Source organism: Allobosea sp. Root483D1, assembly GCF_001429505.1.
Classification (GTDB): Bacteria; Pseudomonadota; Alphaproteobacteria; order Rhizobiales; family Beijerinckiaceae; genus Allobosea.
The window spans coordinates 751,264-766,495 of the sequence record NZ_LMJW01000001.1 but is presented as its reverse complement, the minus strand read 5'-3'; the positions used below and the strand labels follow the sequence as shown (position 1 = coordinate 766,495).

The 15,232-nt window shown below is 65.7% G+C and carries 13 protein-coding genes; 5 read left to right on the top strand and 8 right to left on the bottom strand.

Going from position 1 to position 15,232, the window contains the following annotated elements:
- The first annotated feature begins 20 nt into the window (after window positions 1-20).
- Entirely contained in the window at window positions 21-1,943 is a 1,923-nt protein-coding gene (gene dnaK / locus ASE66_RS03660; RefSeq protein ID WP_057188179.1) for a molecular chaperone DnaK, read from the top strand.
- Window positions 1,944-2,074: 131 nt separating this feature from the next.
- Window positions 2,075-3,205 (top strand): molecular chaperone DnaJ, encoded by a 1,131-nt coding sequence (gene dnaJ / locus ASE66_RS03655; RefSeq protein ID WP_057188178.1) that lies wholly within the window; start codon window positions 2,075-2,077, stop codon window positions 3,203-3,205.
- 60 nt (window positions 3,206-3,265) lie between these two features.
- Here the strand turns inward: dnaJ and ASE66_RS03650 are convergent, their stop codons facing one another.
- Window positions 3,266-3,457 (bottom strand): CsbD family protein, encoded by a 192-nt coding sequence (locus tag ASE66_RS03650; protein ID WP_057188683.1) that lies wholly within the window; start codon window positions 3,455-3,457, stop codon window positions 3,266-3,268.
- Window positions 3,458-3,545: 88 nt separating this feature from the next.
- Window positions 3,546-4,373, bottom strand: a complete 828-nt coding sequence (locus tag ASE66_RS03645; RefSeq protein WP_057188177.1) for a helix-turn-helix domain-containing protein — start codon at window positions 4,371-4,373, stop codon at window positions 3,546-3,548.
- A gap of 131 nt (window positions 4,374-4,504) precedes the next feature.
- Here ASE66_RS03645 and ASE66_RS03640 point away from each other — a divergent pair, with 131 nt between their 5' ends.
- Together ASE66_RS03640 and ASE66_RS03635 are read left to right on the top strand one after the other, a co-directional pair.
- The gene (locus ASE66_RS03640; RefSeq protein ID WP_057188176.1) at window positions 4,505-4,927 is read left to right on the top strand and encodes a hypothetical protein; all 423 of its coding nucleotides are present in this window, start codon (window positions 4,505-4,507) and stop codon (window positions 4,925-4,927) included.
- A gap of 146 nt (window positions 4,928-5,073) precedes the next feature.
- A complete protein-coding gene (locus tag ASE66_RS03635) occupies window positions 5,074-7,275 on the top strand; it encodes an esterase-like activity of phytase family protein (protein WP_057188175.1) in 2,202 nt (733 codons plus the stop codon).
- Between the two features lie 90 nt (window positions 7,276-7,365).
- On the opposite strand, the gene ASE66_RS03630 is transcribed toward ASE66_RS03635, so the two are convergent.
- Window positions 7,366-8,598: an argininosuccinate synthase gene (locus ASE66_RS03630; RefSeq protein ID WP_057188174.1), complete on the bottom strand. Its 1,233-nt coding sequence runs from the start codon at window positions 8,596-8,598 to the stop codon at window positions 7,366-7,368.
- A gap of 255 nt (window positions 8,599-8,853) precedes the next feature.
- Here ASE66_RS03630 and ASE66_RS03625 point away from each other — a divergent pair, with 255 nt between their 5' ends.
- A complete protein-coding gene (locus ASE66_RS03625; protein ID WP_057188173.1) occupies window positions 8,854-9,462 on the top strand; it encodes a 2-hydroxychromene-2-carboxylate isomerase in 609 nt (202 codons plus the stop codon).
- Here the strand turns inward: ASE66_RS03625 and ASE66_RS03620 are convergent.
- From ASE66_RS03620 to ASE66_RS03600, 5 genes are all read right to left on the bottom strand, one after another.
- A complete protein-coding gene (locus ASE66_RS03620) occupies window positions 9,459-10,532 on the bottom strand; it encodes a M48 family metallopeptidase (RefSeq protein ID WP_057188172.1) in 1,074 nt (357 codons plus the stop codon). The genes ASE66_RS03625 and ASE66_RS03620 overlap by 4 nt on opposite strands.
- A gap of 33 nt (window positions 10,533-10,565) precedes the next feature.
- The gene (locus ASE66_RS03615) at window positions 10,566-11,123 is read right to left on the bottom strand and encodes a LemA family protein (RefSeq protein WP_057188171.1); all 558 of its coding nucleotides are present in this window, start codon (window positions 11,121-11,123) and stop codon (window positions 10,566-10,568) included.
- Between the two features lie 114 nt (window positions 11,124-11,237).
- A complete protein-coding gene (locus tag ASE66_RS03610) occupies window positions 11,238-12,479 on the bottom strand; it encodes an MFS transporter (protein ID WP_057188170.1) in 1,242 nt (413 codons plus the stop codon).
- A complete protein-coding gene (locus ASE66_RS03605; RefSeq protein WP_057188169.1) occupies window positions 12,476-12,847 on the bottom strand; it encodes a hypothetical protein in 372 nt (123 codons plus the stop codon). The genes ASE66_RS03610 and ASE66_RS03605 overlap by 4 nt, the downstream gene beginning before the upstream one ends.
- 2 nt (window positions 12,848-12,849) lie before the next feature.
- Window positions 12,850-15,081, bottom strand: coding sequence for a TonB-dependent receptor (locus ASE66_RS03600; protein ID WP_082613166.1), 2,232 nt, complete (start codon window positions 15,079-15,081; stop codon window positions 12,850-12,852).
- Window positions 15,082-15,232 lie beyond the last annotated feature (151 nt).

Here is a 15,232-nt window from a genome sequence, read left to right as displayed (position 1 = left end):
AATCGAAAGGGATCCCATCCATGGGTAAAGTAATCGGTATCGACCTTGGAACGACCAATTCCTGCGTTGCAGTGATGGAAGGGTCGACGCCCAAGGTCATCGAGAATTCCGAGGGCGCCCGCACCACGCCTTCGATCGTCGCCATCACGGATGACGGCGAGCGTCTGGTCGGCCAGCCGGCGAAGCGCCAGGCGGTCACCAATCCGGAGCGCACCTTCTTCGCCATCAAGCGCCTGATCGGGCGCACCTTCGAAGATCCGATGACCAAGAAGGACATCGATCTCGTTCCCTACAAGATCAAGAAGGCCCCCTCGGGCGACGCCTGGGTCGAGGCCGACGGCAAGGATTACTCGCCCTCGCAGATCTCCGCCTTCACGCTGACGAAGATGAAGGAGACCGCGGAGGCCTATCTCGGCCAGCCGGTCACGCAGGCGGTCATCACCGTCCCGGCCTATTTCAACGACGCCCAGCGCCAGGCGACCAAGGATGCCGGCCGCATCGCCGGCCTCGAAGTGCTGCGCATCATCAACGAGCCGACCGCGGCGGCGCTCGCCTATGGTCTCGACAAGAAGCAGGCCGGTACGATCGCGGTCTATGACCTCGGCGGCGGCACCTTCGACGTCTCGGTCCTCGAGATCGGCGACGGCGTCTTCGAGGTGAAGTCGACCAATGGCGACACCTTCCTCGGCGGCGAGGACTTCGACATGCGCCTGGTCGAGTACCTGGCGGACGAGTTCAAGCGCGAGCAGGGCATCGACCTGAAGAAGGACAAGCTCGCTCTGCAGCGCCTGAAGGAGGCTGCCGAGAAGGCCAAGATCGAGCTCTCGACCACCGCGCAGACCGAGATCAACCTGCCCTACATCACGGCGGATGCCTCGGGCCCGAAGCATCTCGCCATCAAGCTTTCGCGCGCCAAGTTCGAGAGCCTGGTCGACGACCTGATCCAGCGCACCATCGAGCCCTGCCGCAAGGCGCTCAAGGATGCCGGCCTGTCCGCGGGCCAGATCGACGAGGTCGTCCTGGTCGGCGGCATGACCCGCATGCCGAAGGTCCAGGAGGTGGTGAAGCAGTTCTTCGGCAAGGAGCCGCACAAGGGTGTCAACCCTGACGAGGTCGTCGCCATTGGCGCCGCGATCCAGGCAGGCGTGCTGCAGGGCGACGTCAAGGACGTTCTGCTGCTCGACGTGACCCCGCTCTCGCTCGGCATCGAGACGCTGGGCGGCGTCTTCACCCGCCTGATCGACCGCAACACCACGATCCCGACCAAGAAGAGCCAGGTCTTCTCCACCGCCGAGGATAACCAGGGCGCGGTAACGATCCGGGTCTTCCAAGGCGAGCGCGAGATGGCGTCCGACAACAAGGCGCTCGGCCAGTTCGACCTGATGGGCATTCCGCCGGCGCCGCGCGGCATGCCGCAGATCGAGGTGACCTTCGACATCGACGCCAACGGCATCGTTTCGGTGACGGCGAAGGACAAGGCCACCAACAAGGAGCAGCAGATCAAGATCCAGGCTTCCGGCGGTCTCTCCGAGGCCGAGATCCAGAAGATGGTCAAGGACGCCGAGGCGAATGCCGCCGAGGACAAGAAGCGTCGCGAGCTTGTCGAGGCCAAGAACCAGGGCGAGGGCCTCGTGCACTCGACCGAGAAGTCGCTGGCGGACTATGGCGACAAGGTTTCGGCCGCCGACAAGGGCGCGATCGAGACGGCGCTCGAAGCTCTCAGGACTGCGCTCACGGGTGAGGATGTCGAGGCGATCTCCTCGCGCACCAACGAGCTGATGCAGGCGTCGATGAAGCTCGGCGAGGCGATGTATGCCGCCAGCCAGGCCGAGGCGAACGCTCCCGAGGGCGCCGCTGCCGAGGAGCCGAAGAAGGACGACGTCATCGACGCGGACTTCAAGGATGTCAGCGACGACAAGGGCGATAAGAAGAAGAGCGCCTGATTTCGCTCTTTTTCCGGAACGACGTCATGGCCGGGGCTTGACCCGGCCATTGCGTTACGGTGATGGCGTCGGCAGGACATGACTCGCTGGCCTCGCAGGATGTGCAGGACGGCGCAGGGGCAGCTGGTTGAATGTCGAAGCGCGATTATTACGAGATTCTCGGGGTCACCAAGACCGTGACGGAGATCGAGCTCAAGGGCTCGTTCCGCAAGCTCGCCATGCAGCATCACCCGGACAAGAACCCGGGCGACAAGCAGGCCGAGATCAAGTTCAAGGAAATCAACGAGGCCTACCAGATCCTCTCCGATGGCCAGAAGCGCGCGGCCTATGACCGCTATGGCCACCAGGCCTTCGACAATGGCGGCGGCGGAGGCGGTCCGGCCGACATGTCGGACTTCATGTCCGACATCTTCGAATCCTTCTTCGGCGAGGGCCGCGGGCGTGGTCCTCGCGGCGCCAATTCCCGCGAGCGCGGCGCCGATCTGCGCTACAATCTCGAGATCGGCCTCGAGGACGCCTATGCCGGCAAGAACGAGACGATCCGCGTCCCGACCTCGGTGACCTGCGAGGTCTGCTCCGGCACCGGCGCCAAGACGGGCTCGAAGTCGCGCCAATGCCCGACCTGCGGCGGACATGGTCGCGTCCGCGCCAGCCAGGGCTTCTTCTCGGTCGAGCGGACATGCCCGACCTGCAATGGCCGCGGCGAGATCATCGACGACCCCTGCGCCGGTTGCCAGGGCGCCGGCCGTGTCACCCGCGAGCGCACGCTCTCGGTCAACATCCCCGCCGGCGTCGAGGACGGCACCCGCATCCGCCTCGCCGGCGAGGGCGAGGCCGGCCTGCGCGGCGGCCCGGCGGGCGATCTCTACATCTTCCTCTCGATCAAGCCGCACGCCATATTCCAGCGCGACGGCTCCGACCTGTTCTGCCGCGTGCCGATCGGCTTGACCTCGGCCGCACTCGGCGGCGAGATCGAGGTGCCGACGCTGAACGGTGAAAAGGCCCGTGTGAAGGTTCCCGAGGGCACCCAGACCGGCAAGCAGTTCCGGCTCAAGGCCAAGGGCATGAGCGTGCTGCGCTCGCGCGAGATGGGCGATCTCTACATCCAGGTCCTGGTCGAGACGCCGCAGAAGCTCACCGCCCGCCAGCGCGAATTGCTGATGGAGTTCGAGCGCGAAAGCTCGGGCGCCACCCATCCCGAGACCGCCGGCTTCTTCGGCCGGGTCAAGGATTTCCTCGGCGGCCTCGGCGGCGCAGCCTGAGAACAAAAAAACGGGCGCCTTGCGGCGCCCGTCTTTCTTCGATCGAAGCTGACTTTGCGGTCAGGCCTTGTCGATCACCTTCTTGACCGCGTCCTTGGTCTTGCCGATCGCCTGCTGGGCTTCGCCCTTGCGTTCCTGCGCGATGCCCTCGGCCTGAAGCCCAGGCTTGTTCATCGCCTTGCCGGCGGCCTGCTTGACGTTGCCGGCGGCCTCGTTGGCCATGCCCTTGATCTTGTCGGCGGTGCTGCCCATGGACGTGTTCCTTCTCGAATGATGCATGATCGGCGCGTTGGCGCCGGTCCGCAGGGAGAACGTCATCGGCCGGCTTTGGTTCCGCCTTTCAGGCAGATGCATTGGCCTTGGCGATCGCCCGCAATGTTTGCCCCGTCGCCTCGTCGGCCGGGAAGAAGGTCTCCAGCGCCAGCTCGGACAGGGTGACGTCAACCGGCGTGCCGAACACGGTCGTGGTCGAGATCAGCGAGAGCACGCTTTCGCCCAGCCGCAACTGTAGCGGCACCACGATCGGCGGCTCCGCCTCCTCTTGCGCCTTGCCTTTGCCCTTGCCGGCCGACGCAGCCGGCACGGGATAGCTCAGCAGTTCGATCAGCAGCTCGGCCAGCAGCGGGTCGGCGGTGGCGCGGATCTGCTGGCGCAGCCGAGCGATCAGATGGCCGCGCCATTCGGTGAGGTTGAGGATCGCCGGGGCGAGCCCGCGCGGATGCAGGCTGAGCCGGAGCACATTGACCGGTGGGCGCAGAAGGTCGGCGTCCTCGACCAGCGTCAATAGCGGCGCGATCATGGCGTTCGCTGCGAGCAGGGTCCAATGCCGGTCGACCGCGACCGCCGGATAGGGCTCATGCCCTTTGAGCAGGAGCTCAATCGCGCTGCGCGCCGCCTGCAGGCTCGGATCCTCCAGCGAGCGTTCGAGATAGACTGGCGCATAGCCGGCGGCGAGCAGGAGCGCGTTGCGCTCGCGCAGCGGCACGCCGAGATGCTCGGCGAGCAGCAGGACCATGTCGCGGCTCGGGACCGAGCGGCCGCTCTCGACGAAGCTGAGATGCTTCTGCGAGATCTCGGCTTCGAGCGCGAGATCGAGCTGGCTGAGACGGCGCAACTGGCGCCAGTCGCGGATGAGATGCCCGATCGCGGGCTGCTGGTGCTTGTTCATGGCAGGCAAGCTAGCCGCAGCCGGGCCGCCGTCCAATTACCTCGCGCTTAATCGACGGGCCGCTCAGGCTTCGTCAGCATGGCTTCCATCAGCAACGGCCCGGACGAAAGGGCCCCAATCGGAGAACAGCCATGGCCTTCATCCAGTCCTCGCGTTTCCTGCGTAACGCTCTCGCTCTCGACGCCGCCGCCTGCGCCGCGACCGGCCTGCTGCTCAGCTTCGGCGCGGGCTCGCTTGCCAATCTGCTCGGCTTCCCCGCGGAGTTCCTGCGCGGCCCCGGCCTAGTGCTTCTGCCTTGTGCCGCCCTGCTGGCTTTCTTCGCCAGCCGGACACGCCTGCCGCGGCTCGCCATCTATGCAGTGATCGGCGTCAACATCCTCTGGATCGCCGACAGCGTGCTGATCCTGGTTGCCGGCTGGTTTACGCCCACCACGCTCGGCATCGCCTTCGTCCTGGCCCAGGCGGCGGCGGTGGCGGTCGTCACCGAGCTCGAGGTGATTGGCCTGAAGAAGTCGGTCACGGAAGCTGCCGGAGCCGAGGCCGCGCTGCACTGATCGCGCATTCACTTAAAAAAAGCCAGGCCGCCACGGCTCGTGCCGTGGCGGCCTTTGTTTGCGACAGCCTGTCACGCAACTGTCGTATGCGCTGACTAGCCGGATGATCCGCCGCCTCGACATCCATTGCGGGACAGGATCATCCCATGCGCAAGCCCTTCGCCCTCGCCGCCCTCGCGACCTTCCTGCTCGCCGGCACCGCGCTCGCCGAGCCGAATTTCAACCGAATCGCCACCTTCCAGGTGCCGCTGAACCTGCCGGCCGACCGCGACGCGAAAAAGAAAACGGTCTCGGAGATCATCACCGCCAACGAGGCCGGAACACTGCTCGCCTATACCGACGCCGAGCATAAGGCGATCGGCCTGATCGACATCAGCACCGCCAACGCTCCCAAGCCCGCCGGCTTCATCCCGGTCGGCGGCGAGCCGACCTCGGTCGTCATCCTCGGCGAGCGTGCCTTCGCGGTCGTCGTCTCGTCTGGCGACAACTTCAAGGAGCCGGCCGGTCATCTCGCCACGATCGATCTCAAGACGAAGCAGGTTTCGGCGAAGTGCGAGCTCGGCGGCCAGCCGGACTCGATCACGCTGACCAAGGACAAGGGCAAGCTCGCCATCGTCATCGAGAACGAGCGCGACGAGAAGCTGAACAAGGGCGACTTGCCGCAGCTTCCCGCCGGCAATCTGACGCTGATCGGCATCAAGGGCGGCGAGGCCGATTGTGCTTCGAAGCACGTTGTCGATCTCACCGGCATTGCCGCTGTCGAGCCGACCGATCCGGAGCCGGAATTCGTCGACGTCAACCAGGATGGCCTTGCCGTCGTGACGATGCAGGAGAACAACCACCTTGCCGTGGTCGACACCAGGACCGGCAAGCTCGTCACGCATTTTTCGGCCGGCACCGTCGATCTCAAGAACATCGACAAGACCCGCGACGGCCAGATCAAGCCGGTCGAAGAACTAAAGGGCGTCCCGCGCGAGCCGGACGCGGTGCGCTGGATCGACAATGACCGCTTCGTTACTGCCAATGAGGGCGACTGGAAGGGCGGCTCGCGCGGCTTCACCATCTTCCGCAAGGATGGCACGGTCGAGTTCGACTCCGGTAGCACAGTCGACCACATCGCCATTCGCCTCGGCCATTATCCCGAGCGCCGCTCGGCCGCCAAGGGCAGTGAGCCGGAGGGCATCGAGGTCGGCACTTACGGGAATGACCGTCTGATCTTCGTCGGTCTGGAGCGCGCCTCGCTCGTACTGGTCTTCAAGGACGAGGGAGCGGGCCGTGCGCCGCGCTTCCTGCAGGCCTTGCCGGGCGGCATCGCGCCGGAAGGTCTGCTCGCCATTCCGCAGCGCAATCTCTTCGTCAGTGCTTCCGAGGCCGATCTCGGCGAGAAGGGCGGCGCCCGCTCGGCGGTGACGATCTACGAGCGTAGCGAAGCTCCGGTTACCTATCCCACCATCGTCTCGGCCGATGTCGACGGCGTGCCGCTCGGCTGGGGCGCATTGTCTGGTCTCGCCGCCCATCCCGAACTGCCGGGCCGGCTCTTCAGCGTCACCGACAGCGCCTATACGCCCTCGCGCATCCTCGAGATCGACGCGACGAAGAAGCCGGCGACGATCACCGGCGCGATCACCGTGACCAAGGACGGCAAGCCCGCTTCCTATGATCTCGAGGGGATCGCCACCCGTCCCGGCGGCGGTTTCTGGCTGGCCTCGGAAGGCGCGCCCGAGCGCAAGGAGAAGCCGACCGGGAACCTGCTTCTGCGCGTCTCGGCCAAGGGCGAGGTCGAGGAGGAGATCGCCCTGCCGGAGGAGTTCGCCGCCAAGGCGATCAATCAGGGCTATGAGGGCGTCGCCGTCACCGGCACCGGCCAGGACGAGACAATCTGGATCGCAGTCCAGCGCGAGTGGAAGGATGACCCCAAGGGCAAGGTCAAGCTCCTGACCTACAAGCCTTCGACCAAGAGCTGGGGCATCCTCTACTATCCGCTGACCGCTCCGGCTGCCGGCGCCTGGATGGGCCTCTCCGAGCTGACCTATCTCGGTGACGACAGCTTCGCCGTGATCGAGCGCGACAATCTCTTCGGCGCCAAGGCGGTGAAGACGCTGGCGACCTTCTCGGTCAAGGGCCTGAAGCCGGCCCCGTTCGGCGCCTCGGAGATCCCGACGGTCGAGAAAAAGCTGCTGCGCGACCTGACGCCGGACCTGATGAAGCTCGGCGGCTATGGGCTCGACAAGGTCGAGGGCATGGCGGTCGACAAGGAAGGCAGCCTCTTCGTCGTCACCGACAATGACGGCGTCGACGATTCCTCCGGCGAGACCCAGTTCTTCGCCTTCGGCAAGCTGGCGAAGTAAGCCTCGTCAAAATGAAAAGGCCGGCGAGCAATGCTCGCCGGCCTTTTCATTGGGATTTCGCAGCAAGCTCAGGTTGCTGCCTTAAATCATTTACAGGCCCAGCTTCTTCTTCCGCTGACCGAGCGTGCGCAGGCGCAAGGCGTTGAGCTTGATGAAGCCGGCGGCGTCGCGGTGGTCGTAGGCGACCGCGCCTTCCTCGAAGGTGACGAGGTCCTGGTCGTAGAGCGAGTACGGGCTGGAGCGGCCGATGACGTGGACGCCGCCCTTGTAGAGCTTCAGCCGCACCTGGCCCGCCACGAACTCCTGGCTCTTGTCGATCAGCGCCTGCAGCATCTCGCGCTCCGGCGAGAACCAGAAGCCGTTATAGATCAGCTCGGCATATTGCGGCATGAGCTGGTCCTTGAGATGGGCGGCGCCGCGGTCGAGCGTGATCGACTCGATGGCGCGGTGCGCGACCGCGAGGATCGTGCCGCCGGGCGTCTCGTACATGCCGCGGCTCTTCATGCCGACGAAGCGGTTCTCGACCAGGTCGAGCCGGCCGATGCCGTTGTCGCGGCCGAGTTCATTGAGCTTGGCCAGCAGCGTCGCCGGCGAGAGCTGGACGCCGTCGATCGCAACCGCATCGCCCTTGGCGAAGTCGATCGAGATCACGGTCGGCTTGTCGGGCGCTTCCTCGGGCGAGATCGTGCGCGAATAGACGTAGTCCGGCACTTCCTGGGCCGGGTCCTCGAGCACCTTGCCTTCCGAGGAGGCGTGCAGGAGGTTGGCGTCGACCGAGAACGGGGCCTCTCCGCGCTTGTCCTTGGCGATCGGGATCTGGTGCTGTTCGGCGAAGGCGATCAGCTGCTCGCGCGAGCGCAGATCCCATTCGCGCCAGGGTGCGATCACATGGACATCGGGCTTCAGCGCGTAAGCGGTCAGCTCGAAACGGACCTGGTCGTTGCCCTTGCCGGTGGCGCCATGCGAGATCGCGTCGGCGCCGACGCGCTCGGCGATCTCGATCAGCTTCTGGGCGATCAGCGGCCGGGCGATCGAGGTGCCCAGCAGGTAGACGCCCTCATAAGCAGCATTGGCCCGAAACATCGGGAAGACATAGTCGCGGACGAACTCCTCGCGCAGGTCCTCAATATGAATGTTCTCGGGCTTGATGCCGAGCAGCAGCGCCTTCTGGCGGGCCGGCTCCAGCTCCTCGCCCTGGCCGAGATCGGCGGTGAAGGTCACGACCTCGCAATTATAGGTGGTCTGCAGCCATTTCAGGATGATCGAGGTGTCGAGCCCGCCGGAATAGGCGAGTACGACCTTGTTGACGCGCTTGTCTGCCATGGACGTAGTCTTCCTGCAGTGGCGGCACGAAGGATCGTGCACAGTGTGAGAATGCGGCTTAGCCGGCCGCATTTCGGACGTAACCGGGCACTATCGCAGGGTTCGGGGCGACGCAATCGGAACCTTCTGATCGATTGCGCGCCATCGTTTGATGGATCGCTGTCCGTTGGCGCGTTTGCGGCTTCTGGCTTGCGGGCTGACTCGCGGGGGCGGAGAGTCGGCTCAATTTCCCAGCCGCTCTCGCGTGGAGGTTTGATGCCGAATCGTCCTGTTCTGGATTTCTGGTACGAGTTCGCGTCGACCTATTCCTGTCTCAGCGCCTTGCGGATCGAAGAGCTGGCCGAGGCGGCCGGTGTCGAGGTGCGTTGGCGTCCCTTCCTGCTCGGGCCAATCTTTGCGACGCAGGGCTGGGCGACCTCGCCCTTCAATCTCTACCCGAACAAGGGCCGCTATATGTGGCGCGACACCGCGCGCCGCGCCGCCCGCTACGGGCTGACCATCAAGCGGCCCGAGACCTTCCCGCAGAACTCTCTCGTCGCGGCGCGGCTCGCGCTCGCGGGACGCGAGGCCGGCTGGTTGCCTGTCTTTTCCAAGGCGCTGTTCCGCTCCGAATTCTGCGAAGGCCGCAACATCGCCGAGGAAGCGGTGCTGAGCGCAGCCCTTCGTGAGGCGGGCGTCGATCCCTCCACCGCCGTTTCCGCCTCGCGCAGCGAGGAGGTCAAGGGCCGGCTCAAGGCCGAGATCGAACTCGCCAAGTCGCTCGGCATCTTTGGCGCGCCGACCTTCGTCACCGGCGATGGCGAGCTGTTCTGGGGCGATGACAGGCTCGAGGAAGCGCTCGCCTGGGCCAAGGACGGTCGCTAGGCTCCTGAAGCCGGCGGCGCCGACCGCGACCATGGCCCATGCGTGGCCGAGGTCTGGGCGATCTCCGGCAGCGTCTGGCGCTCGCTGATCTTCGGCGGGCCGGGCGGTGCCTGCGGCGGCAGGCGTCCGCCGGCGGTCTGCACCAGCGCCTGCACGCGTTTGGTGACGGAGGGGTGGGTCGAGAACAGGTCGGCGAAATCGTCGGGGTCGTTCTCAAAGCACATGTCCATCACACCGGACGGCACATTGTCGATGTCGGCACGGCCGGAAATCTTCAGCAGGGCCGAGATCATCGCGTCAGGATTCTTGGTCAGTTCGACCGCCCCGGCATCGGCGAGGTATTCGCGAGCCCGCGACAGCGACAGCCGGATCACCACCGCGAGCAGCCAGGCGACGGCGATCACCGCAAAGCCGAGGATGATCGCAAAGCCGCTGCCCTTCTTGTCGCCGTCCGAGGAGATCCGAACCCGCCCGAGATTGCGGAACACGACCTCGCCGACGAAGGAGATGATGCCGGCGATCACCACGGCGATCACCATCAGCCTGACGTCGCCATTGCGGATATGGGTCAGTTCATGCGCGATCACCGCTTCGATCTCGGCGTCGTTGAGCTGCTCGATCAGCCCGGTGGTCAGCGTCACCGTGAACTGCTTGTCGTTGACGCCGCTGGCGAAGGCGTTGAGCGCATCGCTCTGCAGGATGGCGAGCTTCGGCGTCACCATGCCGCGCGAGATGCAGAGGTTCTCCAGCATCCGGTAGAGCTTGGGTTGCGCTTCCCGCGTCACGCCCTCGGCGCCCGAGACAGCCTCGATCAGCGCGACATTGATCCGGAAGCCGATGAGGACCCAGGCGGCGGTGCCGAGCGTGATGAAAGGCAGCCAGGCCCAGAAGCGCTGGCCGACGAAGTTCAGCACCGTGCGCCCGCGCGGCACCCCGACATAGCCGTAGCCGACCAGCATCACGCCCCAGACGGCGAGATAGACCATCAGGAAGAGCCCGATGATCAGGGCGATCGACCGGGTCCGGTTGTTGCGCTGATGGGTGTAGAGCCCGAAGGCTTCCCCCGGCATCGCCGCAGCTCCGCTGTGAGGCTACCGCGCCACTCAGAACTTCACGGTCGGCGCGACTTCGATCTGCTTGCGCGTCTCATCGCCGACATCGAAGAATTCGCGCGGCGAGAAGCCCATCTGCGGCGCGAAGAACACGGCCGGGAAGGCCTGGATCGCTGCGTTGAACTCGCTGACCGCGTTGTTGAAGAAGCGCCGTGCCGCTGCGAGCTTGTCCTCGACATTGCCGAGGTCCTGCTGGAGCTGCTGGAAGTTCGCGCTCGCCTTCAGGTCCGGATAGGCCTCGCCCAGTGCCAGCAGGCGACCGACCGCGCCGGTGAGCTGCTGCTCGGCCGCCGCCTGGTCGTGCGGACCGGATGCAGCCTGCGCCTGGTTGCGCGCCTTGATCACCGCGTCGAAGGTTTCCTTCTCGTGGCTGGCGTAGCCCTTCACGGTCTCGACCAGGTTCGGGATCAGGTCGTGGCGCTGCTTCAATTGCACGTCGATGTCGGCGAAAGCCTGGTTGACGCGCTGGCGCATCGCGACCAGGCCGTTATAGGTCATGATCAACCAGACCACGACGACGACGATCAGTCCAAGGACGACCCAACCCATGGTGTTCTCCTTCGGCACAGGCGATCTTGCGGCACAGGCGATCTCGCCGGCAACCTCGCATGAAGGGCGACGCTAGGGAAGCTGCCGCCGCTTGCCGCGAGCGCTTTGCGCCGGTCAGGCCGGCTTTCCAACGCTGCTGCGCGCGATCATCCTGACCGTGGCGATGACCGCTACCGCAGAGATCGCGGTCGCCAGCGAAAACAGCGCGCCATAGCCCAGCGTATCGGCGAGCTTGCCGGCCAGCATCGAGCCGGCGAGATAGACCAGCAATTGCGCGCAGGCGAGGATGGTGAAGTCGGTGCCGGGCTGGTCCGACGTCGTCACCGCCATGAACAGCGAATAGAGCGCGACGATCTCCATATAGCGGATCAGGGTCTGGAAGCCGGCGGCGCCGAACAGCGGCCAGGCGCCGACGACGACCCCGAGCGCATGGCAGGCGAAGAGCAGGAAGCAGAGCGTGCGCATGCCGCCGAGCAAGGCGAGCACGAAGGCGATGCCCCGGCGCTTGACCAGCCAGGCGGCGATCGCCGAGCCGGCGAGGCCGGCCGTCGTCGCCGATATCCCGGAGAGATAGCCGATCTGGTTCAGCGGCACGCCGGCGTCGACCAGGTAAGAGCCTTCCATCGCCTTCACCAGGCCCTCGCTCGCCCGATAGATCAGCGCGATCCAGAGGATCTGGCGTGCCTCGGGCCGGCGCAGGAAGGCGCGGATCGAGGGGCGTTTCGCTTTCTCGGCCGGCGTCGGGTCGCCCTCGCGCATCATCGCCGCCGCGACGAGCGGCAGTAACGAGATCGCGGCGATGGTGACCAGCATGCCGGTCCAGCCGATGTAATGGTGCAGGACGAGGCCGAGCGTGCCGCCGATGACGACGCCGAAGGCGATCGAGCCGCCCTGGATGGCGTTGCCGATGGCGCGGTCGGCCTCCGGCAGGTATTTCGCGGCATAGCCGTCGGTGGCGATGTCCTGGGTCGAGATCAGCAGTGAGGCGACAAAGCCGATCGCGATGATCTTGCCGACATCGAGCGGCCCGACTGCGATCAACGCCAGCATGCATAGGATCGTGCCGGTCTGGGTGATGAAGACCCAGCCGGCCCGGTGCGCCCGTGCGAACGGCCTGATTCGGTCGATCCACGGCGCCCAGATGAATTTGAGCACCAGCGGCAGCAGCAGGATGCTCATCGAACCGATGGCGGTGCGCGAAACGCCGGCCTCGCGCATGATCGGCGGCAGCGCCGCGACGAAGAGATAGGACGGGATCGCCTGCGCGAGATAGAGCCCGCCGAGCACGGCGAAAAGCCGGTAGCGCGCGGCATTGCTGGTCGGCGCAGCGTCGATGGTCGCCTCGCTCGTGCTCATGCCGCTCTCCTGTGCTTCAGCAGGAAGAGCCGCGCCGCGGACTCGTCGGCTTCCAGGCTGATCGGGAAGGGCCAGAGCCGGCGGAAAACATCGGCCATCGCCTCGGTCGCACCGGGACGTACGATGGCGCAGGCGCCGCAGAGAGCGCCGAACTGCGCCCGTGTCCGCTTGAACCAGAGCGCCTGCTCGCGCTCGCCGGCCTGGGACAGCTTGCCGCCGCCGCCGAAGATGGTCAGCAGCAGGAAAGGCTCCTCGCGCCGGCCGAGCTCGGCGAGCGCGTCGAGATAGGCGCGCTCATCATTGTCGGCATAGGGCGGCGTGAAGCGCAGCGTCACGATGCCGTCCGCATCGCTGTCGAGGCTGACCATCGTCAGAAGGTCTTGCGGAAGCCGAGCGTCACGGTCCGGCCCCAGGCATAGTTGGCGAGGTTGCGCACCGAGGTCGCGGTCGGATTCTGGTAGTTCCGGTCGAACAGGTTGTTGACCGCGACATAGGCCTCGCCCTCGAGCACCGGCGCGGTGAAGGCGACGTTCATCGTCGCGGCGCCCTTCAGCTTGTTGCGGGTGCCACGCAGATCGGTCGCAACGTCGCGATCGGAGAACGCCTCGCCCTCGACCCGCAGCTGCATGCCGTTGGTGAAGCGGTAGCTGCCATAGAGCATGCCGCGATAGGGCGAGCCGATGCGGTTGTTCGGCAGGGCGCTGTCGAGCTTGCGGTCGCCATTGGTGTCGTAGCGACCCTCGCGATAGGCCAGCACGGTGCCGAGGGTGAACTGCTCGGTGACGGCGACATCGCCGGTCGCCTCGACGCCCCAGATCCGCTCCTTCTGCTGCGAGATCGTGTTGCTCGCCTGGTCAAAGGTCACGCCCTTTCCGGAGGTGCTGATGAAGCCGGTCAGCGAGCCCTTGAAGATGCCATGGCTGCCGCGGATGCCGAGTTCGTAATTGTTCACGATCTGCGCTTCCGGCGCGATGGTGCTGTAGCTGACATTGCGCCGGTTGGCAGGCAGGCAGTTCGGGTTTGCGACCGGGCAGGCGAAGGCGGTGGAGATGCCGGCCCGCCGGGTGAAGGCGCCGACATCGGGCAGCGCGAAGCCCTGCGAGAAGCCGCCGAAAATCTCGCTGCTCTCGGAAAGCTTGACCGTCGCGCCGAGATTGCCGGTCCAGGCCTTGTAGTCGAAGTTGCCACCGGTGACGTTGAGGGCCGGCAGCACGAAGCTCTGGAAGCCCTGCGCGTTGTTGGCGGCCACCGCCGCAAACGCGGCCGGGCGGACATAGTCGCTGACCGCGAGCGAGAAGTACTCGTAGCGCAAGCCGCCGCGCAGGGTGATGCGTTCGCCGATCGGGATCTGCAGCTGGCCGAAGGCCGCGCTGGTGGTCTGCTTCAGCGGCGTGAACACGTCCTGGCCGCTGGTCAGGGTCTGCCAGGTCTTCTCATGGCTGAGGTCGCCGCCCCAGGTGAACTTGGCGCCGGGCAGCAGCCGGTCGAGCGGGGTGTCGATCGTCAGGTTCACGCCGCCGCGCTGCGAATAGAGCGTGGTCTGGTTGTCCGGGCTCGTCGGCGAGGCCGGGTTGAAGGAGTAGTAGACTTGGCTGTTGTAGGGGTAGGAGAAGGTCGAGAAATTGAAGCGCTTCTTGATGTCGTTGTAGTAGCCGAGGATGCTGAGCTTGCCGAGGGCGAAGTCGCTGTCGCTGTAACGCAGCGAGACCGACTTGGTGTCTTCGATGACGTTCTCGCCGGTATAGAGCTTGGTCCGGTCCGGCCGGGCGAAGGGCGCGGCGTAGTTGGTCAGGTATTTCGGATCCTGGTCGAAAGCGATCAGCGAGCCCTGCAGTTCGATGCGCTTGCTGGCGTCGAAATCATAGCCGAGCTTGGCGAGCAGGTTGCCGGCCTTGTAGCGGTCGCCGCCACCCTGGCCGAGCAGGCCATCCGAGGGCAGCTCGCGCCCTGCGCCGTCATAGGTACGGCCCGCGCCGCGGCCGCTGCCGGAAATCAGGTAGTCGAAGCCATCAGGAATCTTGCCGGAGACGGTCACCGAGGCTTCCGGCGCCAGCGAGCGGCCCAGAGCCTGGGTGAAGCCGCGTACGGCGGTGTTGACTGTCACCCTCGGCTTGCCGTCCGCAGCCTTCTTCGTGATGAAGTTGACCGTGCCGCCGGTTGCGCCGGCGCCGTAGAGGCTGGAGGCGCCGGCGACCATCTCGATGCGCTCGACCGTATTGAGGTCGATCAGCGAGAGGATGCGCGAGACGTCGCGCAGCGGCGTGTTCATCGGCACGCCGTCTATCAGCACGAGCAGGTCGCGGCCGCGATAATTCTCCGATGCGCTCGAGACGGTCTGCGTCGCCATCGAATAGCCGGGCACCAGCTTGCCGAGCGCGGCCGCCGCATTCGGGCTGAACTTAAGCTGCTCCTCGATCTGCGCCCGGTCGAGCACCTGGATCGATTGCGGCGTCTCGGCCGTGCTGCGCTCGGTGCGCGCCGCCGTAACGGTGATCGTGTCGAGGTCGATCACATTGGATCGGGACTGGGGCGACTGCGCCACCGCTGCGGAAGCGCAAAGCAGAGCCGGCAGGCTGATGGAGAGGGAAGCGCGCTTGCTCATGAAGACACCTGTCGTCGTCGGTCCGGATCGGCGTCTGTGCGCGAGAGTATCGCTCGCGGGCGCTCGATCTGAAGTTGTGGTGCCGTGTCGATCTTAGTTTAGAACTAGAATAAACTAGTTTTATTCATTGATCTATGCGGCGAAGGGATCG